Source organism: uncultured Mucilaginibacter sp. (genome assembly GCF_903913935.1).
Lineage (GTDB): Bacteria > Bacteroidota > Bacteroidia > Sphingobacteriales > Sphingobacteriaceae > Mucilaginibacter.
Genome location: NZ_CAIWNH010000478.1, coordinates 21,625 through 46,022, shown reverse-complemented (window position 1 = coordinate 46,022; position 24,398 = coordinate 21,625). Strand labels below are relative to the sequence as shown.

Below are 24,398 nucleotides of genomic sequence, written 5' to 3'. Positions count from 1 at the left end.
TTTCCTGTTCAAAATCATTACTTTTGCGGCGGTAAAAGTACAAATCGAAACTCTTGCAATAAAATTTTGTTGCAGATTATACAAAAGTTTTTAGATTTGATAATTATCAGAATTTATTTTTCCTTTGCACAAATTTTTTATTAATCATTAAACTATAAGACTATGTCTGATATCGCTTCAAGAGTAAAAGCTATTATCGTAGAAAAATTAGGTGTTGACGAAAGTGAAGTAACACCCGAAGCTAGCTTCACCAATGATCTTGGTGCTGACTCGTTGGACACCGTGGAATTAATCATGGAGTTTGAAAAAGAATTTAACGTAGCTATTCCTGATGACCAGGCAGAAACTATTGGTACTGTAGGGCAAGCGGTTGCTTACCTTGAAAAAAACGTTAAATAAGAACTCCCCAATTGTATTAAATGGAGTTTAAAAGAGTTGTTGTAACCGGGCTTGGAGCACTTACTCCGATTGGCAATACTGTTCCTGAATACTGGGAATCGTTGATCAATGGAGTGAGTGGCGCTGCCTTAATTAAAAGTTTTGATACCGAAAAGTTCAAAACCAAATTTGCGTGCGAAGTAAAAAACTTTGACGCGGATGGATTTTTAGGCAGAAAAGATGCCAGGAAACTTGATCCCTTTGTTCAGTATGCCTTATTCTCTACAGAAGAAGCCGTAAAAGACGCCGGGGTTGATTTTGCTACACTGGATACCAGCCGTATAGGCGTTATCTGGGGTTCTGGTATCGGAGGGTTAAAAACATTTTTAGACGAGGTAACCAACTTCGCCAGAGGTGATGGTTCTCCCCGTTTTAATCCTTTCTTTATTCCAAAAATGATAGCGGATATCGCCCCCGGGCATATTTCTATCAAATATGGTTTACGCGGACCAAATTTTTCGACGGTTTCTGCCTGCGCTTCCTCAAATAATTCGCTGATTGATTCATTTAACTATATCCGTTTGGGTAAAGCGAATATGTTTATCAGCGGCGGTTCTGAAGCGATCATTAATGAAGCCGGTATAGGCGGGTTTAATGCTATGCATGCACTTTCCACCCGGAATGATGATCCTGCAACGGCTTCGCGCCCGTTTGACCTTGACCGCGATGGATTTGTTGCGGGTGAAGGCGCCGGAACCATTATTTTAGAAGAATTGGAGCACGCCAAAGCAAGGGGTGCTAAAATTTATGCTGAAATGATTGGCGGCGGCATGAGTGCCGATGCCTACCACATGACTGCTCCGCATCCGGAAGGACTTGGCGCTGCACTGGTAATGAGGCATGCCTTACAGGATGCTGGTATAACCCCTGCCGACATTGACTACGTCAACGTTCACGGTACGTCGACCCCAATCGGCGATCCGCAGGAAGTTAAAGCGATCCAGGATGTATATGGTGATGAAGTTTACAGGATCAATATCAGTTCCACCAAATCAATGACAGGGCACTTATTAGGCGCTGCTGGTGCGGTTGAAGCTATTGCCGCTATATTGGCAATCAAAAATGATATGATACCGCCAACGATCAACCACTTTACCGATGATCCGGCTTTCGACCCTAAAATTAATTTTACCTTTAACAAGGCACAACAAAGAGTAGTAAATATTGCTCAAAGCAACGGTTTCGGGTTCGGCGGACACAATGCTTCCGTGATATTTAAAAAGTACGAAGAATAAAATAACCGGATGCCTATAAGTCGTTTTTACAAACTCTACATATCTCCCAATAGAAAATACGTAAAGGTTTTAAAAAACTTGCTGGGTTTTGTACCCGGCAATTTGTCGCTTTACAAGATGGCGTTCCGCCATAAATCGGTAGCGCAAAACGTTAAAAAGGGCGTAAAGAACAGTAATGAAAGGCTTGAATTTTTAGGTGACGCAGTTTTGGGCAGCGTTGTTGCCGAGGTGCTTTTTAAATTATACCCTTATGAAGATGAGGGATTTTTAACTGAATTACGTTCAAAGATAGTTAGTCGTGTTAACCTTAACCAACTGGCCCGCAAACTTGGTTTTGATAAACTGATTGAGTATGATAGCCGGATGCTCAACTCATCAAGGCAGGGATCATTACTTGGCGACGCGTTTGAAGCCCTGGTTGGTGCTATTTACCTGGATAAAGGTTACGATTTTACCCGCAGCTTCCTGGTGAACCATATTATCAAATCACACATCGATATCCACACGCTGGAGCAGACGGAAACCAATTTCAAAAGCAAACTGATAGAGTGGTGCCAGCGCCACAGCAAGGACATAGCGTTTGACCTGATCAGCAATGAGGAATGTGAAAATGTGAAATTATTTACCGTACAGGCTATTATTGACGGTGAAGTAATGGGCCTTGGCAAGGAGTTCAATAAAAAGAATGCCGAAAAACTGGCTGCCGAAAAAGCCTGCGAAACGCTGGGAATTTAGCCCCTACCCCCCCTTAAAAGAGAATATTATTGGTTTAAAAGGTGTAATATTTAACACCGAACAATGAATTTTGAAGTAAACTTCGGCGTTCGTTATTCGAAATTCATTGTTCGTTATTTCCATCCTAAAGCGAGTAGAAATCCCTCTCATTTTATCGTTCCATCATCCAAAGAGACCGGCGCCAGGGATTTATTAGTTGTAGTAAAAACAGGTTTGGGCTGCGTTATCCTTAATTTATTCAGAACGTAAAAATCGTAGTTCTTTTTTACTTTTTTCATCAGGTCGTAATCATTCCAGGCTTTAATATCTTCGTACGAGGGACGGTAATACTCCATAAACTTCTTCACGGTAGTATCGGGGGCGTTGGTTACCTTTTTTACAAGGGCAACGGTATACCTTCTGTCAACCGCCGATGCTTCCAATTCAGCCCTGGTATAGTTTTTAAACCGGCGCAGATTGGCCGCATCCTTTCCAAACCACGTGTGCAGGTCGTTTAGCGGGTTTAATAAAACAGACAATAGCGGCGGATCGCCGTTATAATAAACCCCTTTACGGTTATAATCCTTTAAAACATCATTTAATTCCTGTTTTTTTGATTCGCCCTGTACGGTTACGGTGTTCAGTTTAATTACCGGCTGCATATAAACCGGCATATCGCTTCCGTTCAGCACAACAATTTTTTGTTCGGTAAAATCATCTTTTGTAAAACGCAGGGTATCGCCAACAGCAGCTTTAATAGTAAACCAGCCCAGCTCATCGCTCATTATCAGCTCCCCTGTTTTTAAATTATGGATCACTACCTGCGGAACCCTTTCGCCGCTTAATTTCTTGGATGTTACGCCGCGTATAGTCAATATTTGTTGCGCCCCGGCATTTAAACAAGCGGATATGCATAAAACAAACAAGGATAAACAGCCGATGCGCATGCTAATAAATTGAGGTACAAACTTAAAGATAGTATTTGAGAGCAAATGTGAAAAAGTGTTAAAGAAGTCGGAAAAGTCCGAAAGAAAAAAGCCGTAGATAGATAGTGGCACCGATTTAACTTCCGGACTAAATCCCTATCTTTGCGTATGATAAAATCCATGACCGGCTATGGAATTGCCAGTTTTGACTCCGGGAGTACAAAATATACCGTCGAGATAAAATCACTCAATAGTAAATTCCTGGAATTGTCGCTGCGGCTGCCAAAATCTTTTACCGAAAAAGAATTTCAGTTGCGTAATGAATGCAGTAAGCAAATTGAACGCGGTAAAGTAAACCTTTCTTTCAACGTTGAAAAAGCCGACTCGACGGTGAAAGCTGCCGGAATTGATAAAGAATTGCTTAAACACTATTATGAGCAATTAAAAGCAGTTAGCCTTGATTTTAATGAGCAATCCAATAATTTACTGGAATTAGCGCTCGGCTTACCCGAAGTGATTAAATACGCCGAGGAAACTGTTTCGGAAGAGGAGTGGAAAGTAGCAGATAAAACATTTAAACAGGCTTTAGCAGCGTTTCAGCAATTCAGGATAGATGAGGGTAAGATACTGGAGCAGGATACAAAAATGCGTATCGGCATCATCTTAAAAAACCTTACGCTGATTGAGATAGAAGAACCTAAACGGGTTCCGGTGATCAGGGAACGTTTAAACCAGTTTTTAGCCGAAGCCGTTGGCCGCGAAGCCATCGACCAGAACCGTTTTGAGCAGGAACTGATCTACTATATTGACAAGCTTGATATTACTGAAGAAAAGATCCGCCTGAACGCGCATTGCGATTATTTTATTGAGACGTTAAAAAATGACGATGCCAATGGCAAAAAACTGGGTTTCATCTCCCAGGAAATAGGCCGCGAAATAAATACGCTGGGCTCAAAAGCCAATGATGCCAATATTCAAAAGCTGGTAGTAGGCATGAAAGAAGAATTGGAAAAAATTAAAGAACAACTACTGAACGTATTGTAGTTCATAGTTGATGGTTCATGGTTCATGGTAGAAAGCAAAAGCCGAATATCATCCTATGCTCCACACTATGAACCATGAACTATGAACCATGAACCAGGAAGGTAAACTCATCATATTTTCGGCACCATCAGGAGCAGGTAAAACAACCATTGTTCAGCACTTGCTTGGTAAAGTACCGCAGCTTGAGTTTTCAGTATCGGCAACTACCCGCAAGCCCCGCGGCGATGAACAACATGGTAAAGATTACTATTTTATCAGCAAAGAGGAATTTTTGCACCGCATTGCAAAAAAACAATTTGTTGAATTTGAAGAAGTATATACCGGCACTTTTTATGGTACCCTTCGTACCGAAATTGAACGGATCTGGGCTGAAGGAAAAACAGTGATCTTTGATATCGACGTAATTGGCGGATTACACCTCAAAAGAAAATACGACGGACAGGCGCTGGCCATATTTGTACAGCCGCCATCGCTGGAGGTACTTATTGAGCGATTAACCGGCCGTGGTACTGATAGTCCTGAAAAATTAAAGGAGCGTTTTGCAAAAGCAGAAAAAGAATTGAATTATGCGCCGGAATTTGATATTATCCTAAAAAATCACGATCTTCAAACGGCTTGCAGCGAGGCGGAGGAGTTGGTGAGGCAGTTCATGGTTCATGGTTCATAGTTCATGGCAGCTGCGCAGTACAATCTGGTATTACTTATTTCTCCTGCCGTAAATAATTGATTTTTACTATGAACTATTAACCATCAACTATGAACTAAACATGAAAATCGGTCTTCTATTCGGTTCATTTAATCCTGTACACGTCGGCCATTTAATTATCGCAAATTATATGGCCAACTATACCACCCTCGATAAGGTTTGGCTGGTAGTATCGCCCCAAAATCCATTAAAAAAATACCACGACCTGATCAATACTTACGACCGGCTGGAAATGGCAAAACTTGCGACAGATAATTCTACCAAACTGGAAGTAAGTGACGTGGAACTGAGGTTACCGCAACCTTCCTATACCATAGATACGCTTACCCATCTAAAAGAAAAATACCCGCAGCACGAGTTCTCTCTCATTATGGGGTCAGATAACCTGGTATCGTTACCCAAGTGGAAAAACTACAAACTGATCCTGCGCGATTATCAAATCTATGTTTATCCCCGCCCGGGTTATGAAAACACCGACCTGGCTACCCATCCGTCTGTAACTATTACGATGACCCCCTTGATGGAGCTTTCAGCAACATTTATCCGCCAATCCATCGCACAGAAAAAAAATGTGCAATATTTTGTGCCGGATGTTGTGCTGGAGTTTATAGAGGCTAAGCATTTGTATAGGTAGTGGATTGGGTTGATCACGTTTGTAATTGATTAGGTTAAATAATTAACTTAATCACCTCATCCAACTCAATCACCCCCTAACTAATCTTGCGTTATCGGCTGATGATGCTCATGGCAGGCCTCAGCGCATACTCTACAGGCTTCGGCACATTGCTGGCAGTGATCGTGCTGGTGCATGCCGCATTCGGTGGCGCAAATACGGCAGATTTCTTCGCATAAAAGGAGGTACTGATGAGCTATTTCGGAATTTCGCTTCAGTAACATCGCTGCCTGTGTACATATATCGGCACAATCTCTGTCAATGGCAATACAGCGCACCATTAGCGCAATTTCTTTTTCATGAAGGCAGGCGGTGGCGCAATTTTCGCAGGCAAGGGCACAGTTCAATAATTTTTGAATCAATGCACTATGATCGTGGTTTTCCATAATAAAATTTGTTTGGTGTACTTATTACAAGGTGTGATTAAGCGTTTTGTTTTAAAAATCGAATTTCCAATAGCAGAAACAGCCTTTGCAGCGCTTAAAACCAGCAGAATATCGACTACCTTTGTAAGGTGAGCGAAAAAACCATCTTAAAACTGCAACTACCTACCGACCCGCTTTGGGTAAAGAATGTGGTGGAAAGCAATATTGAAGAGCTTTTAACCGACCATGCCTTTTGCGAGCAAAAAGCCGCGAGCAACGCCATCACTTTAATAGTGCAAAACCCAAACCTGTCAGATCTGGTGCAGGAAATGGCCAAACTGGTACAGGAAGAAATGGACCATTTTAAACGGGTTCATGATATTATTCTAGAACGGGGCTTTGTGCTCGGTCGTGAACGGAAGGATAATTACGTAAACGAGCTGCGCAAATTCATTGTTATCGGCGGCGGACGGACAGAGCAATTGATCGATCGTTTACTTTTCTCCGCAATGATCGAGGCCCGGAGTTGCGAGCGTTTTAAGGTTTTATCCGAAAATATAAATGATGCGGCATTATCGGCATTTTATCATGAACTGATGATCAGCGAAGCCACTCATTACGCCATGTTTATCCGCCTGGCAAAAAAACATGCCGGGGATATTGATGTAGACGCACGTTGGAACCAATACCTGGATTATGAAGCCATTGTAATTCAAAATTACGGAAAAGCGGAGACGATACATGGATAGTTCATGGTTGATGGTTCATAGTTCATGGAAAAAACGTATCGGTATCCAAAATTTGCAGTTGCCATGAACCATCAACTATGAACCATGAACCCAACAATATTCCTCAAATAATTATCCGTCAAAACCATATCCACCTTATCATTTATAAAGCCGATGTGCATGTCGGGGCGAACGATGAGGGACTTTACACGGTTTGAATCAATTTCAAAGGTCTCGAAAACGTGCAGGTTTTTTGCAGATGGCGGCAGGTAGAAGAAATTTAATGTTGCCGGATAATTTTGCGTGATCCATTTCGCAAGCATAAAAAGATCGCTCTCTGCCAGTTTCCCCAAAACAATAAAAGTAAAGCCGGGCTTGCTGCACCATTCGTGCAGGTCGGTTTCCTCCTGTTTTTTTTCATCAAAAACTTTCAGATAAGGCAGCCGGTCGCCGGCCTTTATTTTAGTAGATTGACTAATTTGCAGGCTAATGGCGCTATTGCGATAGTTGATGTTGATTTGCGAGACACGCTTAAAAAGTTCTTCCCTGATGCCTTTGTTGTTCCATGCAAATTTCAACACCGATGGCATCAACCAGGTTTTAAATATCCGGCTATACCATTTGTTTGACATCACGATGTTGAATACCCTGTCGGTAGTGTTCAGTAATGTTTTGGCGACGGGCATCCGTTCAGCGGCATAACTGTCAAGGATGGGTTGTTTTAAACGGCCGTTTATTACTCCGGCCAGCTTCCAGGCAAGGTTATAGGCATCCTGCAAACCGGTGTTCATGCCCTGGCCGCCTACCGGCGAGTGAATGTGCGCCGCATCGCCAATTAAAAAGCATCGCTGCTCCCTGAATTTATCAGCCATGCGGTGGTGCAGGCGGTAGGTAGTAAACCAGTAATTATTTTTGACGTTTACCTGCACACCTGAAACATTTTGCAGGTAGGGTAACACATCTTCAATCCGAAGGCCTTCTTTTTTTTCCAATATAACCGGCAGGTTGCCGATGACGCGGTATCGGTTAGGCTCCGCCATCGGGAAAAATCCAGAAAAACCCTGCTTGCCGAGGCAAAGATGTACAAAACCATCGTTTATTTCTTCATTCAGGAGTTCAACATCGGCCAGGTAAAACTCGTGGGCATAGGTATCACCACTAAACGGGATGTTCAATTGTTTGCGTACGGTGCTGTGGGCGCCATCCGCGCCGATCACCCAATCACAAGTTAAGGTGATCGCATGTCCGGAATTTTGAAGATTTACTTCAACACTCTTTTCAGTTTGTTTAAGCGAAACTAAATCGGTTTCCCAGTAAACCGGGCAAACATGGCGTGTTAAAAAATCGAGCAGCAGCTTTTCGTTTTTGCTTTGCTGGTACAAATGAATAAACGGAAAAGCCGTTTGCCCTTCGCCAACATTATTAAATGAAAGGGATGCCGCCTTTTTGCCATCCAGGGTAAATGAAAGGCCCTCTGCCGCCTTGCCACCTTCCAACACGCGGTCAATAAGCCCCATCTGCCGGTAGATCTCCAGCGACCGGGCCTGTACCGCCAGGGCTTTTGATTCATCGGTTGGCCCCTGTTTACTGTCAATAATTACAGGCTGAATACCATACCTGAGCAATTGCGCGGCCATCATCAACCCCGAAGGCCCTGCGCCGACGATCAATACCGGGGTATGTAGTTCACTGAGGGTCACCTATCATTTATGAAATAATAAAAATATAGCCGGGCGTTTATGCAGTTCGGGCACTTTCTTTTGCCAGTCGGCAATGGTTTTGGTTTGAACAAATTCAGTTTCTGAGGTCAGATCACAGGCAATGCACAAACGTGATTTTGGGTTGGCTGTTTTTAATATTTCCTCCAGCAAAACATTATTGCGGAACGGGGTTTCGATAAAGATCTGTGTCTGGTCTATCCGTTCGGCAATACTTTCCAGCTCTTTTATTTTTTTTGCGCGTAAAAGCTTATCGATAGGCAGGTAGCCGTGGAATGTAAAACTTTGGCCGTTAAAGCCCGAGGCCATCAGCGCCAGCAGGATGGAGCTTGGCCCCACCAGCGGCACTACCTTAATGCCCATGCGGTGGGCTTTCTCCACAATCTCAGCACCGGGGTCGGCAATGCCGGGGCAGCCGGCTTCACTCATCAGGCCAACATCTTTGCCGGTTTGCAAACCTTTAAAAAACTCGGCCTTGCCCAGTTCGCGGTTATGTTTGCTGTAATCATGGATCAGCAATTCGCTTTGCGGAGTCTTCAATCCCGCTTCTTTCAGGAACCGGCGCGCTGTTTTTTCATTCTCAACGATATACTCTTTGATGTGGTTTATCGTATCCACTAAATATGGGGTAAATGATTTGGCGGCGGCCTCATCGGCAAGCGGCACGGGGATCAAATAAAGGGTTCCTAAAGGCATCTTGCAAAATTGCTGTTTTTTGTTTAATTTAAGCTATTGAAAGGAAATGTAAAAATGAAAGAGCTAAGTAAAAACTGGTTTATTGAGGGATCGATCGATTTTGAGCATAAAAAATACATCCTGCTGGATTATTTACAGGAAATTAACCGTCATTTTGATAAAAGCAGGCTGTACCCCAACCTTACCGACCTGATCTTCCACTTTAATAACCTTTTGTATTTTAAAAAGAACAAAACCATGCTGCAGCAGGCATTTCCGCAGCGCTTAACCCTGGCTGATATTGAAGCAGTAAAGCTTACCTACCAAAAAATTGTTGATGATGACAGTTCCATGCGCGAGATAGAACTTATCATTACCTATGCAATGCAAAAAATGGACCCGGCCATACAAACCGGTAAGGAAATTTATGATTTTGTTGAAAAATGCCTGGTAATTGATCCTGTAGGCATTGTACCACTGATGCCTTACCATGGCTACTTTTCGCTGCGCAACGGTAAAGAAAAAACGCACGGCATCTATGAGTACCAGATCACCATTTTTGAGAATAAGGACGATAAATACCGGGGCATCAATATCCAGTTTTTAGAAACATACGAAGAAAGCATTACCAAAACCCCGGAGGCCATCAAACTCGACCTGATCCGCAGAAACAAATACCTGCCCAACCCGGCGGTGTATTATGTGCAGAGCGATATTACGTTTCCGCTTGAACAAACCCTGCTGCCGGTGGCAAAAAGAAGTTTGGTGAAATATATTTCCCATGCAGCTTGAGGATGTGCAAATGTGCAGATATGCAGATGGAGGAAATTTGTTGATGGGTTAGAACTGAATTTGCTAATACGCTAATTATAAATTAAGATTAATATCCTGTCGCAATTTTTTCATTTGCACATCTGCATATCTGCACATCCGCACATCCGCATTATTTCAAAATCAACACCGGCCTGTCCGAATTAAGGGTGAGGGCTTTGGTAATGCTGCGGTGCGTTAAATTGTAAAAGAAACTGTATTTGCCCGGCAGCGCAATGATGAGTTGCGGGTTGTGTTTACGGGAGAAATCAAGTATGCCATGCACGGTGTCTTTATCTTCCGAATAAAAAACCTGGTATTCATAGCCCTCCATTAAATCTTTAAGTCCGCTTGTTAATTTGGAATCATCTTCAGGGTGCTGATGTTTCGCATCAACATTTAAAAGCAGGAGTTTGGGATGCAGCCATTTAGCAGGGTCGCGGTAGGTTTTAAAAGCGTTGAGGCGCGAGATCGCTGTAAAATCGCAGGGTACAACCGCTTCTTCCATCTTTTTATACCGGATATGGTTGGGGATGATCATTACCGGCCGCGGGCTTGTTTTAGCTATCGCGATGATCTGCTCGCTGATGTAGGGGTCATTTTCATATAAAGCTTTATCGGTACCTATCATAACCACATCGGCCTGCTCATCGCCCAGCACCTGGTGTACCGCCCGCAGCAACGGAAGTTCACTGATCACTGTTTTTATTTTAATAGTTGGCAGGCATTTTTTCAGCAATTGCTGCCCAAGTGATTTTAATTTGTCCAGCTCGTCCTGTTTTTCCCCCTCAATCTCGTCCGCGCTTAACTGCACAAAATCCGCGTCGGGCAGTAATTGCGTATACATCGAAACATAAAAACTTTTCAGTAAAATGATGCGCTCCACATGCGTATCACAGCTAAAATCAGCTGCATATTGTATGATATTTTCAGATGATCCTGAAAAATTAACTGGGATCAGTAATGTTTTCATATTCGCTTTTTAAGTCCTATTATTTAAAATTCATGTTTTTGGTTTTCATACCGTTCTAATTTACGCAAAAAAATAAAATATATTAAGCGCACCGCCATGGTTGTTTTCAACCGGCCTGCTTTCGATAATGGTAGTCTGCGATTTACCAGCAGCATATAAAAGCCTGCTGGCATCATAGTATGGTACGCAAAAAAATAACCAAAATTTGGTAATTAGCGGATTTTTAATTAGATTTGCTTAGAACAAACGTAAAATCTCACGGAAAATGGCAAAAATCACAGCAACCTTTAACAAAATTTAGCTATGCTAATAAAAATTGAAGATCACTTTCTAGGTGAAGTGGCCAATTCAAACAAGGTGTATGGAAAATCTCCATATCCCGATGATGTGTTAAAAGCTTTTAAAAAGCGTGTTTTTCAAATTAAGCAAGCTAAAAACAGCGCTGACCTGAGAAATATAAAAAGCCTGCACTTTGAGAAATTAAAAGAAAAGAAATATGAGGGTAAGTATTCCATACGCTTGAATATAGCTTACCGCATTATATTTCGTATTGAAAATTATGAGGGTAATAACCGAATTGAGATCATCTGCATTGAAGAGATTAACAACCACTACTCTTAAATTTATAGCCCAGGAGGCTTTAACCTTTTATGAATAATAACGAAGTATTAGATCATAATGGTAACGAAATTGAAATAGAAGCATTTCACCCCGGTGAATTTTTGCAGGAAGAGATAGAAGCAAGAAATATCCTTAAAAAGGATGTTGCCAAATCGCTTGATATTTTACCGCATCATTTAAGCGAAATTTTTGCAGGAAAAAGAAATATATCAGCCCGTTTGGCTGTAAAACTCGAAAAACTATTCAACATTAGTTCCCACTACTGGTTAGGCTTGCAAATGGAATATGACCTGTTTGTTGCCAAACAATTGGAGGCACAGGCTTAAGATTCCTTATGCCATTCTTTAAGGATCATCTGCACTTTTTCAACCGCCGTTTTAAAAGAAATGCCATTTTGCTGATCATGGCGTAGGGGATGACCTTCCTCAATTACCTCGATAGTTGGTATCAAGCCGACTTCATTTTCAAATGCCCTTGTTTTAAGGCTTAACGTATTTCCGTAAGTCGGCACGGCCGTTTGCAGCCAACCAAAGTAAGGCGGTTGGTTAACTCTTTCCGGATCGTTCCACAAATCATTTCTAAGTTCAAAATTCTGTTGGCTGATGGTTGTCCAAACGTTGAATACCAAATCCTCATCGTGGTCATCTATTGGGATTGTAATGCGCCCCCTGTGAAAAAAGTGCTCATCGATAACACATAAACTTTCAGCAAGTTCAACCCGTTGTTCTCTTTCATCTTCAGGTATTGAGAAATAATATTCGGGGTATTTGCTGCCGAAACACAACGGCATTTCATTATATGTTTTGCCGCAGCAGTCGCAGGTAAAAGAATATGGAACGGGCATAACAAGTTACAGGATTAGGATGCTAAGATAAATAAGTTATGTTGATTTGCATGTGCGGAGATACCTCGTTCTGCATTTGTTGGCTATAGGATAACATATGCAAATTTGTATATATACATTTTTGTATATATGGTTCCATTCACGCAAAGGCGATTGAATTCCCCGATGAAGAATTTAGAATTAGCCAGTTTGTAAGCCCCATTTCGCTTACTAATCGATCACTTACCGCCGCCATTTATCACCAGCCTCTGTGCCGGCACCCATTTATCATACTCCATCGTTACTACTCCCTGGCCGTATGGCCAGCCACGTAGTTTTTTAACCAGGTGCAATGCGCCGTCGATGCCTGCGGTGTTGATCGCATTGCCCTTATCTTTCCAACCAATAAAACGAACAGGATAAGGATATTTTTTTCGTAGGATTTTAACTTTAGATTGCTGGAAAACAGGATAATTACAAAAAAAGCCACTGATTTTATTCAATGGCTTTTTGTAATACTTTTAAAAGCGGGCTAGTTACTAAATTGATTATTAGTTATAAAAGGCTATCCTTGGCGGTTCGCGTTTATTCGTCCCCATTCGTGAAATACGTGCCTATAAATTTATTTATCGCTCAGTATGACCGGATTCTTACCGCCACCCATAATAATGATCTTGGTATTGGGCGATAAAGCGATCTCTTTTTGTGCTAAGATCGATTGGTATTCCAGCTGCTGCGAGGTCAATCCGGTTGAGAGAATCTTTTGGTAATCGGCAATACCCTGGGCTTCCACGCGTTTCCGGTCGGCTTCCTGGCGTTCCTTTTGCAAAACGAACTGCATTTTTTGCGCGTCCTGCTCTGCGTTGATCTTTGATTCAATACTGGCCTTAACAGATGCCGGCAATGAAATGTTGCGTACCAGTATGGATTGCACTACAAGTCCCCGTTTTGCAAAGCTCTGCGTAATGGTTTGGTTTATTTTCGCCTGGAATTCCCCCCTTTTGATTGAATACAGATCAACAGCCTGGTAGCTCACAGCGTTGTCGCGGATAGCGGTCCGGGTAACCGGGCGAACAATTTTATCCTGGTAGTCCTGTCCGATATTTTGAAGGATATATGGGGCCTTTGCCGGATCTACCGTATATAAAACAGAAAGATCGATAGTAACTTCCAATCCATCAGACGATAGAACCGTTATCGCGTCATCCCCCTGTACCTGGCCTTCATTCGATTTGGCGCTCATTGTATAATTCTGCGTTTGAATGTTAAAGGGAACAACATCAACTACGGGGTCTATAAAGTGCAAACCGCTTTCAAGGATATTATCTTGTACTTTACCAAAAAGCACCTGTACGCCTATTGTACCGTGGTCGATTTGTTTAACTGATGAAAGGCCGAGGCCTGCTATTACAACGATAATACCTACAATGCGGGTAATGCCGGCAAAATGGCTGCTTGGTTCGGGCGAGCGCTTCATCACTATACTTACTATAAGTATAATGAGACCTAAAACTGCGATAAGCATAAATTTAAGGGGTTATGGTTTTTTGAGTGTGTCTTTGATATCCTTCAGGATCTTTATCTTGAGGTAAACAAATATACCTATTAATAACACTGCGCCCGCTAAAAACACATAATTATGTCCCTCAATCCCGTATTGATAGCCGCTGATAATACATACAAATATCCCAATCGTATAAAGTACGTTGGGTATAGCCTTTTTCCACATGGCTTAATATACGTTAATGGTGGGGTCAATCTCATCGGCCCAGGCCAGGATGCCGCCTTTAAGATTTATCAGGTTGGTAAAACCCTGTTGCTCCAGCTGCATAATGGCAGCGGCGCTGCGTTTTCCGCTGCGGCACATTACCACAACCGGTTTTGTTTTGTCGATTTTATCAGCTTCAATTAATATGCCTCCAAGGGGTATTAAGGTACCGCCCAGGTTCGACATTTCATACTCAAAATCTTCCCTTACATCTATTAATTGAAAATCTTCGCCTTTGTCTTTTTTCTCTTTTAGTTCCTGTACGCTTATTTCTTTCATGGTCAAATATAAAAATTTTTATAAAGGTTGCTGGCCTATAAATATTTAGGCTTGCCTTTTGTAACAAACATTAGCTAAGTGCGTTTTATATATGTTTTAAAGGCAAAGTTATATTTTATTAATGAAGAAAGTAACCCGTTTTTTTTGGTTCTGTTCGGGAGCACATATTGGTACACTAAAAAAATACCCTATTGAGCATAATAAATATGTAGGTATTGGGGCCACTATATTTTTCACAGCGTTATTTGCAGCACTTTCAGGCGGTTACGCCATGTATTTTGTATTTGCGGGCAATCCCCTCGCAGTGGTTTTTGCAATTATTTTTGGGTTGATATGGGGTACGGCAATTTTTAATATGGACCGTTATATTGTATCCAGCATTGATAAGCAGGGCACCACCAACCAGCAGATCATGCAGGCATCGCCGCGTATTTTGCTGGCCATTATGATCGGGATCGTTATATCGAGGCCGCTGGAACTGAAAATATTTGATAAAGAGATCCGCCAGAAATTAAAAACCGCCTATTTAAAAGGACAACACCGCAAAATTGATACCCTGCAAAAAACGTATACCGAGAAGTATGCGATGGAACTCGGCAAAAACAACGACCTGAAAAAGGAAAAAGATTCCCTCGAAACTGATATCAACCGCTCACGCTACCAGCTGAACCAGGAGGTATTTGGCGATAAAAGCAACCAAACATCAGGTATTGTGGGTTATGGCACTTATGCCAAACAAAAACAAGCCATTTTACAGGAAAAAGAGGACCGCCTAAAAACAGTTACCGACAATCAGGCAAAAATGGACCAGTACCTCAGCTCACGTAAAAACTATGAAGGGGTGAATGATATTCGCCTTTTTAACGACCACCAGTTAGACAGTCTCTCTAATGTTGCAGGATTTTCGGACCGTAACTGGGCGCTCGGGCAGCTATCCTATAATGAGAACGGCACGCGCGACCTGGATACCTACCTGGCAGAATCATTCATCAGTTTTCTTTTCATCTTGTTTGAATGCCTGCCGGTATTCGTTAAGCTGATGTCGCCAAAAGGGCCCTATGATGTGGCCGTTTCAAAATTGTATGACGCCGATATCCATTATGCCGAAAGGGACAAAGAACGGAATATCCAGGTGACCGACAGCGTGTACGACCATCACCTTGGAGAGGAAATTGAAAAACAGAAAAAGATCATTTCGGCGCAGTCAGACTACGACCTGGAGCGGCACAGGTATGATTGATTTTTTGGTTGATTAAGTTGGATTAAGTTGATTAGGTTTAAGTGGTAAGAAGTAGCTTATACCAACCAAAATTGTCGCCAGAAAAACAGCTCGCTAAATTTGCTTGTGCGGTAAAAATCACCAAAAATCAATCTTTTCCATAAAATTACCTCAATAAAAAACATTGATAATCAACTGGTTGCCAAAAAAATCAGTGAAATCCTTTAATCATTAAAATCTGTGGTCTACCTTTGCGCCATGGACATATTACCCCATGACCTGCAAACTTACCTGGATGATCATTGCGATGCAGAACCAAAAGCATTGCAAAACATCAACCGCGAAACTTATTTAAAAGTGCTGCGGCCACACATGCTTTCGGGGCATTACCAGGGTAGGGTATTAAGTTTTTTGAGCAAATTAATACAGCCAAAACTGATTCTTGAAATAGGAACTTTTACCGGTTATGCAACAGTTTGCCTGGCAGAGGGTCTTGTTGAGGACGGAATTATTCATACCATTGAAGTGAACCGCGAGCTGGAAGAAATGCTTAATTCACACTTTGAATCCACAAATGTTGGTAAAAAAATAAAGCTGCATTTTGGCCAGGCAGAACAAATTATACGCGAAATGCCGTATACAGGCTTCGATCTGGTTTTTATTGATGCAGATAAAAAGAATAATTATACCTATTTTCAACTTATATTTGAAAAAGTACGATCCGGAGGATTAATAATAATTGATAATGTGTTGTGGAAAGGTAAGGTGTATGGCGAAGAAAACGACGTTGATACACAAGTTATCCGCAAACTAAATGACCTGGTAGCCGCTGACGAGAGGGTTGAAAAGCTCATCCTTCCTGTACGTGACGGTTTGCTGGTCATCAGAAAAAAGTAAATTATGAAGAAACTCTTACTGGTTACATTGCTGCTGGTTTCATTTTTAATGGCATCGGCCCAAAAAAACACCCCCCAATCCTATATTGATCAATTTAAGGAAGATGCGATCCGCATCATGCACGAAACAGGGGTTCCCGCAAGTATTGTTTTAGGTGTAGCCATGCACGAGTCGGGCTGCGGAAACAGCGCACTTGCGAAAAATTTGAACAACCAGTTTGGCGTTAAAGGCGGCAGCAGGATAGTTTATTACAACAAGCATAACAAAAAAGTAAATACGGCCTATAAAAAGTATGGTTCTGTTTATGATTCCTTCGAGGATTTTGCCCGGATCATGACGGAGCGCCAGGAGTTTAGCGGCCTGTCTGACAAGTTTACTCATTTTGATTACCAGGGCTGGGCTCACGGTATCCAAAAACACGGGTATGCTCATGATCGCCGGTGGTCAAAATATGTGCTTGATATTATCAATAAATACCATCTGTATTTATTTGACGAGAAACCAGCCAACCAGGACCAACTGGCTCAAAACAATTAAAAACACAATTTCCTGATCACCGTTTTCCTATTATCCGGGCTGAATTTTGCCCGGTTTACGGTTGTTTTTTGATATTTCATTCAATAAAAGACCATACAGCTCAACCTAATTAACCAAAACAACGTATTACGGGTAAATTGGCAGTACGCAACTTGCCAATGGTTTGGTATTTATAGTGATGAGAAAAACAATTTATTTATTTATCGGGCTTGCGTTTTTTACTTCATGTTCGGCGCATAGGGTTACAGTTTCAAACAGGGCGGCAAAACAAAACAACAGGCATGTCAGGCAACAAAATGATGGGTCAAACTATACACCGCTTACCTCCCTGCAATATATTGACCGGTATAAGGCAATAGCCATACAGGAAATGAACTCCTACGGTATACCCGCGAGCATAACACTGGCCCAGGGCCTTTTTGAATCGGGCAACGGTAACGGCGAACTGGCGAGGGTGGCGAACAACCATTTCGGCATAAAAAGCACCCCCAGCTGGAACGGAAATGTTTATTACAAAGATGACGACAATAAAAACGATGCGTTCAGGGTTTATAGCAGCCCCGAAGAATCGTTCAGGGACCATTCCCTGTTTTTAATGAGGAAGAATTATACGCCATTATTTGACCTCGATATAACCGACTATAAAGGTTGGTGCAGGGGGCTAAAAAAGGCTGGCTACGCCACCAATCCTAATTACCCATCTATTTTAATAGGTATCATCGAAAAATACAACCTGCAGCAATACGATAATCCAGGCCATAAACAAATTGAAATGAAGACGCAGGATCCTGCGCCTTTAACCGGGCATCCGGACAGCATCGTTGCTGTTAGAGATTCGGCTGTTCAACCCAATCCAGGTAACAAAACCTATACAGTTAAGCAGGGGGATACACTATATAATATTTCCAAACGTTTTGGATTATCGGTTGATGACCTTAAATCACTAAACAACCTCGATGGGTCTGCTATTAAGATTGGCCAGGTTTTGGTTGTAGTGAAATAAGGCTGTTAATTTTTGTTAAACTATATTGCAAAGAATAGCCGAAAGTTTACTTTTAAATAAATTTATGAAACCCCGGTTATTTCTGTTACTGCTCCTGCTGACCCTTAAAGGCTTTGCCCAGCCAAAACCCCTTGAAGGCATTGTGTTTGATAAGGAAAGCAAAGAACGCATTGCAAGTGTAAATATTCACGATCTTACCAACGGCATTGCCATTTATGATAACCTGAAAGGCGAATACCAGATTATAGCTGCTGATGGCGATATTTTGGTTTTTTCGAAGCAGAATTATCGCTCAGATACCATAAAAGTTCAATCCCGTGCGCAACTGGCTGTTTCCATGGTGCGCTTAGCCATACAGTTAAAGGAAGTAACTGTACATAACACAAGCCTTACCCCCGATCAAAAACTGGAAGCAACCAAAAATGATTTCACAAAAATTTATGGCTCATTGGCCTATGGCGATTACCTATCCACACCATACGGCGGCGGTGCCGGTTTAAGTATTGACGCGTTATGGAATTCCATTAGCCGCAGCGGGCGAAATGCATCAAAATTGAGGGATGTCATCCAGCAGGATTATGAACAGAATGTTATCGACTACCGGTTTAACAGGGAATATGTAGCCGGCATTACTGGTTTAAAAGACGAAAAACTAACATCGTTTATGTTCAGGTACCGGCCGGGTTATTACACTACCACCAATATGAACGACTATGAATTTATTACGATGATAAGAGCCAACCTGCGAAGATTTTTACGTAGCCAGAGAACCTATGGATTGCCGCCGCTGGTAAGCAAATAGTAAACAGGCGCTTCATATAAAAATAAAAACCCCGGCTAAAATACCGGGTTTTGTTGTTGTAATAGGGATAATATTTTATGATTTTGGATGTGCTGATAAGTCAAATGGTACCACTACTTTAAAACTGATATTGCGGCCCATATTAAAAATTCCTGGCTGTACGCCAGCCGGAACAGTTGAGTTATCAAAATATTTAAGCCTGCTCATGTTTGATTGGTAGCTTACGTTACCCAGATTAGTGCCTTCTATAAACAATTCAATAACTTTTTTTCCTGCAGAATTTACCAGGTTGCCGCCAATGCCTGCACTAACTAAATTATAACCTGCGGTATAGTTCTCCGTTCCGTATGCGGAAAAATAATGATTTTGAGCATCAAAATGATCAAAGCCAACAAACGCATAAACATTTTTAAGGCTGCTGAAACCTTTGGCAAAAGTGCCGCGAAGCTCGGAATGGGTATGTGCGGGCGGTATAAATGGCAGGTATTTCAAACTATCCGGAACGCGACCGCCGGTCCCCAGGTTGGTGCCGTAAGTTAAGGTCAGCGAGTTTTCAAAATGCAGCCATGGCCATGGATGGATATCCAGGCTAAATTCGCCACCCTGTATCTGGGCTTTGCTTTGCATATAGCTAAACTTACTGTACTGCCCGGTTGGGTTGGGGCTTCCGTCTGCATTTACCCTTTGGGGGTTTCCGTTGGGATCAAGCAATTGCTCCTGGAAGATATAATTTTGAAGGTTGTTCCTGAAAATTTCGGCACTTGCGGATACATTGGGTAATGTTAAAAATGCGCCAATATCCTCCTGTGTGTTAAATTCCGGTTTAAAGCTGCTGTTGCCCACATGGTAGATCTGCGAACCAGGATCAGGGCCGTTAGCCGATAACTCGGCAATACTTGGCGCCCTGAAACCACGGGCGACATTGGCTTTTATCAAAAACCTGTCAGAGAAATTATAGGTGCCTCCAAAACTTCCGGACATGCCCGAGAAGGTCTTGTTTAAAGCGCTAAATTGCCGGGTGACATTTGGCGTTGAAGTTGGGTTAGGCCCGGTATAAAGCGTTGGGAATGTGGTTGCCGTATCAACGTAAGCGGCCTGCCCGCTAAAGGAGCGGCTATCGTACCTTAAGCCGCCTTCAAGGTCAAGTTTGCCAAAGCTCTTTTTTACAGCGAAGAAAGGGCCGATGTCAAACTGGTGGTATGCCGGTATCGGAAAATCAGTACTATAGCCAAGGGCATTGCTCTGGTACATGCCGTTAATGCCAAAGGTGGTTTCATAACCTTTTCCAATTTCAATATTATATTTAACATCATAGGTATAGCTGCTTAACGTAAGGTTTAGCCCGGGGATAGTCCCGTCTTCAGGGTGTGTAAACTCCCTGCGGTGGCTGTATTCATATCCAAGGTTAACGGCCAGGTTACCGCTGCCCAATATAAAATTACTGTTATTATAAATACGGTATAGCTGTACGTGCTGGTGCAGTGTGGGTATGCCATAGCTATTTAATTCGGATGCCGGTACAATGGGCCTGTAGGTATCTGCCTCGGTAACCTGTTTGGTAAACTGCCGGGTAAGTGAATCGCGGCTGCCATCAGGGATCGCCTGCAGGTCATCAAATACAGATGCATTTAAGTAAGATGATCCCCATGATTTATTAAGGCCGACCATCACCCTTGCATCCTTTTCGTTAAAATTGGTGGCATAAACCCTTCCGTCATGCGGGTCCTTGTAATCCTTTGCCATTTTGTCGGAAATTACTGTTCCCCAAACCAGCCCGTTATTGTTGCCCTGTAATTTTAGGGAAGTATTGATGAGGCCGTTATTTGTTCCATAGATCCCGGTAAGCGAACCGAGAATCTTGCCCTCCGAAACGGGCGAAGACGTGATCATGTTAACTACCCCGCCAATTGCATCGGAGCCGTAGGTTAAACTGGCTGGTCCTTTGATGATCTCGACCCGGTCGATAGAATTCTGATCTATTTCGATACCATGTTCATCCCCCCATTGCTGGCCCTCCTGGCGGATGCCGTCCTCCAGCGTAACCACCCGGTTATAACCGAGGCCGTGAATATAAGGTTTTGAAATATTTGGCCCGGTGGTAACCGCGCTCACACCCGGTAAATTGGCGATCACGTCGATCACGTTTCCCGAGGCGGAATGTTCGTCGATATAATTTTTACCAACAGCAACCATGGGTACCGGATCTCTTTTTATTTCAGTGGCCTTACTAACGCCGGTAATCACCACCTCGCCCGTTTCAATGGTTGAGGACATCAGTTGTATGTTGAGGACGGTGGTTTTGGCGAAATCCACCTTTTCTGTATAAGTTGAATAACCCAGGTAGCTTACCTGCACAAGGTAAACGCCTTTTGGCAGGTTATTGATATTAAAATGACCGTTTACGTCTGTAATGGTACCCGTTCTAAGGTCTGGAATGCTGATGGATGCTCCAATAATCGGTTTGCCATCGGCTTTATCAGTTACTGTTCCGGTTAGGTTACCTATCGTGACATCGCCGGACGATTTTTTGCCCTTTGCAAATAATGTAAACCAACTCGTGACTAAGACCAGGAATAATATATAGGATCTGATGATTTTCATGTAAAATGTAAATAGGGGAATGTTTTTAAAATGTATTTCATTTATGCGGATAGCTAACAGGTAAAATAGATAGCGGCCTTTGATAAAAGTTTAATCGCATAACAGTAAGATTTTTTGTATTAATCGCTTTTTGGCAGAAAAGCAGCAAAACTTTTAAACGATGTTTGTTGCGTGACAGCGCGGAGGGGCCCGGCCACCAGCTGAAATAAGTTTTAGAGCTGAGATTTTATATTCACAGACGTTAAAAGAATGAGCAATAAACGGAACCGGTTTTAAGAAAACCTGGTACGTGGCCATCATCGCGTTATGGTGCATTACGTCGCACATATAACACTTCTCTTTTACAATTTGATGATCCGCTGTTTTTGAATGGGTATAAATCCGGGCAGCCCCTGCTGAATCAGGATGCTGGTGCACAAATACCATTAACTGGCCGGCAATAAAGCAAACCAGCAATATCCACGTACGGAGCATATGGTATTTATCTCTTTTCAATCCGGTAAATGAGGTCGTTCTAAAAATTGAACAAAAGTAAACAATTAAAGTTTGCCGCCTATGCGCCAACGTAACAATCTTGTTAAATGCAACAAAGTTTTATTTGGTTCATGGTTGATAGTTCATGGTTCATAGTAAAAAAATAGGTTTTCGCTTATTTGATGCACGGGAGGCCCATTTTGTTGCAAAAAATTAAAAATATTATAGCCTTTGATGGTTTTCGCAATGAACCATGAACGATGAACCACCAACTCCCCTATCTTTGCCCACATGAAGCCTGCGGAAATTAACTTGAAATGGAATGCATTACAGCAACGGATAGCCGAGGAGTTTGATAACGAAAAGCCCGATGTAAAAGTAATGCTGTTTTTAATAGGTGTGCAGGAACTCGGTCAGGGGCCAAAAAAATTCAGCAAAAGACAAAAAGAGGAACTGATGCACATAGCCACCTGCAAATTATTCAGCATGATTGGCTTTTATGAACTGGAGGGCCTCGATCAGGATGGCTGGCCGCACTGGAAACTGGTAAAAACTATCCCAAATTACACCTTGCTTGAGCAGGAAATGTTGATGAAATCGTTAATAGTTAGTTATTTTGAGGAATTGGATAGTTAGTTGACCCGATAGCTATCGGGTGGGTTGAATAAGTTGATCATTTCAAATATTTATAAAACAGATCATTTATGAAGAAATTTTTATCGGCGTTATTATTATCCGTGTTTACCATTTCGGCAGTATTCGCAGGCGGGCCGAAGAACCAGTACGTAAGGATAAAAACAAGCTACGGCCAATGCATTATCCGTTTGTATAATGAAACACCAAAGCACCGCGACAATTTTATCAAACTGGTGAAGAAGGGCTTTTATAACGGAACGCTCTTTCACAGGGTGATACAAAACTTTATGATCCAGGGCGGCGACCCGGATTCAAAGGATATTACCAAAGCAAAACCAGGCGCCGAATTGGGCAACGGGGATGTAGGCTATACCGTGCCGGCTGAGTTTAGGGATAGCCTGTTCCATAAACGCGGCGTACTGGCAGCAGCACGAGACGATAACCCGGCAAAAGCATCCAGCGGTTGCCAGTTTTATATTGTTGAAGGCAAGCGTTTTACCAATGGCAAAATGGACAGCCTCGAGAAAACTCCTCGCATGAACGGGCATAAAATACCTGCCTGGCAGCGCGAATATTACAGCTCAGTTGGCGGCGTACCTCACCTCGACCAAAATTATACCGTGTATGGCGAAGTGGTAGTGGGTATCGATATGATCGACCGCATCGCCGCCGTAAAAACCGATAAAAACGACAGGCCGCTCAGCGATGTACCTATGACGGTTGAATTATTGAGCAAAAAAGAATGCAATCAATTAGACAATCTTCTTAACCCAAAACAATAAGCCGTTTGATTTCGGAATTTTTATTTTAGTATTGAGTTTTGTAATTCTTAAATCCGACATCGAACATCCGACATCCGAAATGAAAATAATCACCTATAACGTTAACGGCATACGCTCTGCCATGAGCAAAAACTGGATTGACTGGCTGCGGGCTACCGATGCAGACGTGGTTTGCCTGCAGGAAATTAAGGCTACGCCTGATGTTTTAACCGATCTGCACCTGGTGGAGCAATTGGGCTACGAGCATTACTGGTATCCAGCCGAAAAAAAAGGCTATAGCGGCACGGCTATCCTCACCAAAAAAACACCAAAGCATGTGGAATACGGCTGCGGCATAAGTGACTACGACCGCGAGGGCCGCAATATTCGGGTTGATTTTGATGAAGTTTCCGTAATGAGCGCGTATTTCCCGTCAGGCTCCAGCGGCGACGATAGGCAGGCCTTTAAATACCGTTTCCTGGATGAATTTGGCAGGTACCTGGAGTTGCTGCAATCGCAATGCCCCAAACTGGTGGTATCCGGCGATTATAATATTTGCCATCGCCCTATTGATATCCATAACCCAAAATCAAACGCTAACTCGTCAGGCTTTTTGCCCGAAGAACGCGAGTGGATGGAACACTTTATTGAATCGGGCTATATCGATACCTTCAGGCACATGAACAAGGAGCCGCATAATTATACATGGTGGAGTTTCAGGGCTAATTCAAGGGCCAAAAACCTGGGCTGGCGGATCGATTATAATATGGCGACAAAAGCCCTGGAAGAAAATATTAAAAGAGCAGCCATCCTGCCCGAAGCCCGCCACTCTGACCATTGCCCGGTTTTGCTGGAATTGGCATTTTAGAAATTCGCATTCGGCCTTATTTTGGGTGAATTGGCAATCGACATATCGCCATCTTCACAGTACAAAGGCGGTTTTATTTCAATAAAAGGCACGTTTATACGCCA

Annotated in this window: 30 protein-coding genes; 18 read left to right on the top strand and 12 right to left on the bottom strand. The window is 42.5% G+C overall.

Annotated features, from left to right (window positions below; genetic code table 11):
• The first annotated feature begins 162 nt into the window (after positions 1 to 162).
• Genes QZY09_RS19285 through rnc form a run of 3 tightly spaced genes read left to right on the top strand, consistent with a single transcriptional unit; the run spans position 163 to position 2,408 of the window.
• Positions 163 to 399 (top strand): acyl carrier protein, encoded by a 237-nt coding sequence (locus QZY09_RS19285; protein ID WP_031266521.1) that lies wholly within the window; start codon positions 163 to 165, stop codon positions 397 to 399.
• A 20-nt stretch (positions 400 to 419) separates the two neighbouring features.
• Complete coding sequence (gene fabF / locus QZY09_RS19280) at positions 420 to 1,673, top strand: beta-ketoacyl-ACP synthase II (RefSeq protein WP_295675000.1); 1,254 nt, start codon at positions 420 to 422, stop codon at positions 1,671 to 1,673.
• 9 nt (positions 1,674 to 1,682) lie between these two features.
• Positions 1,683 to 2,408: a ribonuclease III gene (gene rnc, locus QZY09_RS19275; protein WP_295674998.1), complete on the top strand. Its 726-nt coding sequence runs from the start codon at positions 1,683 to 1,685 to the stop codon at positions 2,406 to 2,408.
• Between the two features lie 146 nt (positions 2,409 to 2,554).
• Here rnc and QZY09_RS19270 read toward each other — a convergent pair whose 3' ends face one another.
• Positions 2,555 to 3,334, bottom strand: a complete 780-nt coding sequence (locus QZY09_RS19270; protein WP_295674996.1) for a hypothetical protein — start codon at positions 3,332 to 3,334, stop codon at positions 2,555 to 2,557.
• Positions 3,335 to 3,481: 147 nt separating this feature from the next.
• On the opposite strand from QZY09_RS19270, the gene QZY09_RS19265 reads away from it, so the two are divergent.
• The 3 genes from QZY09_RS19265 (at position 3,482) to nadD (ending at position 5,697) form a co-directional block, all read left to right on the top strand.
• Entirely contained in the window at positions 3,482 to 4,357 is an 876-nt protein-coding gene (locus QZY09_RS19265; RefSeq protein ID WP_295674994.1) for a YicC/YloC family endoribonuclease, read from the top strand.
• 88 nt (positions 4,358 to 4,445) lie between these two features.
• Positions 4,446 to 5,024, top strand: coding sequence for a guanylate kinase (gmk, locus tag QZY09_RS19260; RefSeq protein ID WP_295674992.1), 579 nt, complete (start codon positions 4,446 to 4,448; stop codon positions 5,022 to 5,024).
• Between the two features lie 100 nt (positions 5,025 to 5,124).
• Positions 5,125 to 5,697 carry a nicotinate (nicotinamide) nucleotide adenylyltransferase gene (nadD, locus tag QZY09_RS19255; RefSeq protein ID WP_295674989.1) on the top strand — a complete coding sequence of 191 codons (573 nt, stop codon included), beginning with the start codon at positions 5,125 to 5,127 and terminating at the stop codon, positions 5,695 to 5,697.
• Between the two features lie 80 nt (positions 5,698 to 5,777).
• Here the strand turns inward: nadD and QZY09_RS19250 are convergent, their stop codons facing one another.
• Entirely contained in the window at positions 5,778 to 5,873 is a 96-nt protein-coding gene (locus QZY09_RS19250; protein ID WP_295675005.1) for a four-helix bundle copper-binding protein, read from the bottom strand.
• Between the two features lie 377 nt (positions 5,874 to 6,250).
• Here QZY09_RS19250 and QZY09_RS19245 point away from each other — a divergent pair, with 377 nt between their 5' ends.
• On the top strand, positions 6,251 to 6,850 hold the full coding sequence (locus QZY09_RS19245; protein WP_295674987.1) for a tRNA-(ms[2]io[6]A)-hydroxylase: 600 nt from the start codon (positions 6,251 to 6,253) through the stop codon (positions 6,848 to 6,850).
• Positions 6,851 to 6,921: 71 nt separating this feature from the next.
• Here the strand turns inward: QZY09_RS19245 and QZY09_RS19240 are convergent, their stop codons facing one another.
• Positions 6,922 to 8,529, bottom strand: a complete 1,608-nt coding sequence (locus QZY09_RS19240) for an FAD-dependent monooxygenase (RefSeq protein WP_295674985.1) — start codon at positions 8,527 to 8,529, stop codon at positions 6,922 to 6,924.
• 3 nt (positions 8,530 to 8,532) lie between these two features.
• Positions 8,533 to 9,243, bottom strand: a complete 711-nt coding sequence (locus tag QZY09_RS19235) for an SAM-dependent methyltransferase (protein WP_295674983.1) — start codon at positions 9,241 to 9,243, stop codon at positions 8,533 to 8,535.
• Between the two features lie 54 nt (positions 9,244 to 9,297).
• Here QZY09_RS19235 and QZY09_RS19230 point away from each other — a divergent pair, with 54 nt between their 5' ends.
• Positions 9,298 to 10,014 carry a hypothetical protein gene (locus QZY09_RS19230; RefSeq protein WP_295674981.1) on the top strand — a complete coding sequence of 239 codons (717 nt, stop codon included), beginning with the start codon at positions 9,298 to 9,300 and terminating at the stop codon, positions 10,012 to 10,014.
• Between the two features lie 151 nt (positions 10,015 to 10,165).
• Here QZY09_RS19230 and QZY09_RS19225 read toward each other — a convergent pair whose 3' ends face one another.
• A complete protein-coding gene (locus tag QZY09_RS19225; protein ID WP_295674979.1) occupies positions 10,166 to 11,005 on the bottom strand; it encodes a hypothetical protein in 840 nt (279 codons plus the stop codon).
• Between the two features lie 303 nt (positions 11,006 to 11,308).
• On the opposite strand from QZY09_RS19225, the gene QZY09_RS19220 reads away from it, so the two are divergent.
• A complete protein-coding gene (locus QZY09_RS19220) occupies positions 11,309 to 11,626 on the top strand; it encodes a type II toxin-antitoxin system RelE/ParE family toxin (protein WP_295674977.1) in 318 nt (105 codons plus the stop codon).
• Positions 11,627 to 11,655: 29 nt separating this feature from the next.
• Positions 11,656 to 11,952: a HigA family addiction module antitoxin gene (locus QZY09_RS19215; RefSeq protein WP_295674975.1), complete on the top strand. Its 297-nt coding sequence runs from the start codon at positions 11,656 to 11,658 to the stop codon at positions 11,950 to 11,952.
• Here QZY09_RS19215 and QZY09_RS19210 read toward each other — a convergent pair.
• From QZY09_RS19210 to QZY09_RS19190, 5 genes are all read right to left on the bottom strand, one after another.
• Positions 11,949 to 12,470 (bottom strand): DUF2199 domain-containing protein, encoded by a 522-nt coding sequence (locus QZY09_RS19210; RefSeq protein WP_295674972.1) that lies wholly within the window; start codon positions 12,468 to 12,470, stop codon positions 11,949 to 11,951. The genes QZY09_RS19215 and QZY09_RS19210 overlap by 4 nt on opposite strands.
• 218 nt (positions 12,471 to 12,688) lie before the next feature.
• The gene (locus QZY09_RS19205; protein WP_295674970.1) at positions 12,689 to 12,952 is read right to left on the bottom strand and encodes a hypothetical protein; all 264 of its coding nucleotides are present in this window, start codon (positions 12,950 to 12,952) and stop codon (positions 12,689 to 12,691) included.
• A gap of 119 nt (positions 12,953 to 13,071) precedes the next feature.
• Positions 13,072 to 13,974: a prohibitin family protein gene (locus QZY09_RS19200; RefSeq protein ID WP_295674968.1), complete on the bottom strand. Its 903-nt coding sequence runs from the start codon at positions 13,972 to 13,974 to the stop codon at positions 13,072 to 13,074.
• Between the two features lie 12 nt (positions 13,975 to 13,986).
• Positions 13,987 to 14,178, bottom strand: a complete 192-nt coding sequence (locus tag QZY09_RS19195; RefSeq protein ID WP_295674966.1) for a DUF6358 family protein — start codon at positions 14,176 to 14,178, stop codon at positions 13,987 to 13,989.
• Positions 14,179 to 14,181: 3 nt separating this feature from the next.
• Positions 14,182 to 14,496 carry a rhodanese-like domain-containing protein gene (locus QZY09_RS19190; protein WP_096356948.1) on the bottom strand — a complete coding sequence of 105 codons (315 nt, stop codon included), beginning with the start codon at positions 14,494 to 14,496 and terminating at the stop codon, positions 14,182 to 14,184.
• Positions 14,497 to 14,617: 121 nt separating this feature from the next.
• Between QZY09_RS19190 and QZY09_RS19185 the strand changes: the two genes are divergently transcribed.
• The 5 genes from QZY09_RS19185 (at position 14,618) to QZY09_RS19165 (ending at position 18,954) form a co-directional block, all read left to right on the top strand.
• The gene (locus QZY09_RS19185; RefSeq protein WP_295674962.1) at positions 14,618 to 15,736 is read left to right on the top strand and encodes a DUF4407 domain-containing protein; all 1,119 of its coding nucleotides are present in this window, start codon (positions 14,618 to 14,620) and stop codon (positions 15,734 to 15,736) included.
• Positions 15,737 to 15,973: 237 nt separating this feature from the next.
• Positions 15,974 to 16,612 (top strand): O-methyltransferase, encoded by a 639-nt coding sequence (locus tag QZY09_RS19180; RefSeq protein ID WP_295674960.1) that lies wholly within the window; start codon positions 15,974 to 15,976, stop codon positions 16,610 to 16,612.
• A gap of 3 nt (positions 16,613 to 16,615) precedes the next feature.
• On the top strand, positions 16,616 to 17,149 hold the full coding sequence (locus tag QZY09_RS19175; RefSeq protein WP_295674958.1) for a glycoside hydrolase family 73 protein: 534 nt from the start codon (positions 16,616 to 16,618) through the stop codon (positions 17,147 to 17,149).
• 178 nt (positions 17,150 to 17,327) lie between these two features.
• Positions 17,328 to 18,152, top strand: a complete 825-nt coding sequence (locus QZY09_RS19170) for a glucosaminidase domain-containing protein (protein WP_295674956.1) — start codon at positions 17,328 to 17,330, stop codon at positions 18,150 to 18,152.
• A gap of 64 nt (positions 18,153 to 18,216) precedes the next feature.
• A complete protein-coding gene (locus QZY09_RS19165; protein ID WP_295674954.1) occupies positions 18,217 to 18,954 on the top strand; it encodes a hypothetical protein in 738 nt (245 codons plus the stop codon).
• Positions 18,955 to 19,029: 75 nt separating this feature from the next.
• On the opposite strand, the gene QZY09_RS19160 is transcribed toward QZY09_RS19165, so the two are convergent.
• Together QZY09_RS19160 and QZY09_RS19155 are read right to left on the bottom strand one after the other, a co-directional pair.
• The gene (locus tag QZY09_RS19160) at positions 19,030 to 21,555 is read right to left on the bottom strand and encodes a TonB-dependent receptor (protein ID WP_295674952.1); all 2,526 of its coding nucleotides are present in this window, start codon (positions 21,553 to 21,555) and stop codon (positions 19,030 to 19,032) included.
• 153 nt (positions 21,556 to 21,708) lie between these two features.
• Positions 21,709 to 22,050 (bottom strand): hypothetical protein, encoded by a 342-nt coding sequence (locus tag QZY09_RS19155; RefSeq protein WP_295674950.1) that lies wholly within the window; start codon positions 22,048 to 22,050, stop codon positions 21,709 to 21,711.
• A 270-nt stretch (positions 22,051 to 22,320) separates the two neighbouring features.
• Here QZY09_RS19155 and QZY09_RS19150 point away from each other — a divergent pair, with 270 nt between their 5' ends.
• The 3 genes from QZY09_RS19150 (at position 22,321) to QZY09_RS19140 (ending at position 24,294) form a co-directional block, all read left to right on the top strand.
• A complete protein-coding gene (locus QZY09_RS19150; RefSeq protein WP_295674948.1) occupies positions 22,321 to 22,665 on the top strand; it encodes a hypothetical protein in 345 nt (114 codons plus the stop codon).
• Positions 22,666 to 22,733: 68 nt separating this feature from the next.
• On the top strand, positions 22,734 to 23,447 hold the full coding sequence (locus tag QZY09_RS19145) for a peptidylprolyl isomerase (protein WP_295674946.1): 714 nt from the start codon (positions 22,734 to 22,736) through the stop codon (positions 23,445 to 23,447).
• Between the two features lie 79 nt (positions 23,448 to 23,526).
• Positions 23,527 to 24,294: an exodeoxyribonuclease III gene (locus QZY09_RS19140; RefSeq protein WP_295674944.1), complete on the top strand. Its 768-nt coding sequence runs from the start codon at positions 23,527 to 23,529 to the stop codon at positions 24,292 to 24,294.
• Positions 24,295 to 24,398: the final 104 nt, after the last annotated feature.

What these genes read in the sequence shown, in the direction of transcription:
- QZY09_RS19185 (WP_295674962.1), top strand. Translation starts at nt 14,618, where the DNA reads ATGAAGAAAGTAACCCGTTTTTTTTGGTTCTGTTCGGGAGCACATATT.
- QZY09_RS19215 (WP_295674975.1), top strand. Translation starts at nt 11,656, where the DNA reads ATGAATAATAACGAAGTATTAGATCATAATGGTAACGAAATTGAAATA.
- QZY09_RS19235 (WP_295674983.1), bottom strand. Translation starts at nt 9,243, where the DNA reads ATGCCTTTAGGAACCCTTTATTTGATCCCCGTGCCGCTTGCCGATGAG.
- QZY09_RS19270 (WP_295674996.1), bottom strand. Translation starts at nt 3,334, where the DNA reads ATGCGCATCGGCTGTTTATCCTTGTTTGTTTTATGCATATCCGCTTGT.
- QZY09_RS19225 (WP_295674979.1), bottom strand. Translation starts at nt 11,005, where the DNA reads ATGAAAACATTACTGATCCCAGTTAATTTTTCAGGATCATCTGAAAAT.
- QZY09_RS19170 (WP_295674956.1), top strand. Translation starts at nt 17,328, where the DNA reads ATGAGAAAAACAATTTATTTATTTATCGGGCTTGCGTTTTTTACTTCA.
- QZY09_RS19200 (WP_295674968.1), bottom strand. Translation starts at nt 13,974, where the DNA reads ATGCTTATCGCAGTTTTAGGTCTCATTATACTTATAGTAAGTATAGTG.
- QZY09_RS19180 (WP_295674960.1), top strand. Translation starts at nt 15,974, where the DNA reads ATGGACATATTACCCCATGACCTGCAAACTTACCTGGATGATCATTGC.
- rnc (WP_295674998.1), top strand. Translation starts at nt 1,683, where the DNA reads ATGCCTATAAGTCGTTTTTACAAACTCTACATATCTCCCAATAGAAAA.
- QZY09_RS19140 (WP_295674944.1), top strand. Translation starts at nt 23,527, where the DNA reads ATGAAAATAATCACCTATAACGTTAACGGCATACGCTCTGCCATGAGC.
- nadD (WP_295674989.1), top strand. Translation starts at nt 5,125, where the DNA reads ATGAAAATCGGTCTTCTATTCGGTTCATTTAATCCTGTACACGTCGGC.
- QZY09_RS19220 (WP_295674977.1), top strand. Translation starts at nt 11,309, where the DNA reads ATGCTAATAAAAATTGAAGATCACTTTCTAGGTGAAGTGGCCAATTCA.
- QZY09_RS19210 (WP_295674972.1), bottom strand. Translation starts at nt 12,470, where the DNA reads ATGCCCGTTCCATATTCTTTTACCTGCGACTGCTGCGGCAAAACATAT.
- QZY09_RS19190 (WP_096356948.1), bottom strand. Translation starts at nt 14,496, where the DNA reads ATGAAAGAAATAAGCGTACAGGAACTAAAAGAGAAAAAAGACAAAGGC.
- QZY09_RS19160 (WP_295674952.1), bottom strand. Translation starts at nt 21,555, where the DNA reads ATGAAAATCATCAGATCCTATATATTATTCCTGGTCTTAGTCACGAGT.
- QZY09_RS19165 (WP_295674954.1), top strand. Translation starts at nt 18,217, where the DNA reads ATGAAACCCCGGTTATTTCTGTTACTGCTCCTGCTGACCCTTAAAGGC.
- QZY09_RS19195 (WP_295674966.1), bottom strand. Translation starts at nt 14,178, where the DNA reads ATGTGGAAAAAGGCTATACCCAACGTACTTTATACGATTGGGATATTT.
- QZY09_RS19265 (WP_295674994.1), top strand. Translation starts at nt 3,482, where the DNA reads ATGATAAAATCCATGACCGGCTATGGAATTGCCAGTTTTGACTCCGGG.
- QZY09_RS19285 (WP_031266521.1), top strand. Translation starts at nt 163, where the DNA reads ATGTCTGATATCGCTTCAAGAGTAAAAGCTATTATCGTAGAAAAATTA.
- fabF (WP_295675000.1), top strand. Translation starts at nt 420, where the DNA reads ATGGAGTTTAAAAGAGTTGTTGTAACCGGGCTTGGAGCACTTACTCCG.
- gmk (WP_295674992.1), top strand. Translation starts at nt 4,446, where the DNA reads ATGAACCAGGAAGGTAAACTCATCATATTTTCGGCACCATCAGGAGCA.
- QZY09_RS19175 (WP_295674958.1), top strand. Translation starts at nt 16,616, where the DNA reads ATGAAGAAACTCTTACTGGTTACATTGCTGCTGGTTTCATTTTTAATG.
- QZY09_RS19250 (WP_295675005.1), bottom strand. Translation starts at nt 5,873, where the DNA reads ATGCACCAGCACGATCACTGCCAGCAATGTGCCGAAGCCTGTAGAGTA.
- QZY09_RS19230 (WP_295674981.1), top strand. Translation starts at nt 9,298, where the DNA reads ATGAAAGAGCTAAGTAAAAACTGGTTTATTGAGGGATCGATCGATTTT.
- QZY09_RS19150 (WP_295674948.1), top strand. Translation starts at nt 22,321, where the DNA reads ATGAAGCCTGCGGAAATTAACTTGAAATGGAATGCATTACAGCAACGG.
- QZY09_RS19145 (WP_295674946.1), top strand. Translation starts at nt 22,734, where the DNA reads ATGAAGAAATTTTTATCGGCGTTATTATTATCCGTGTTTACCATTTCG.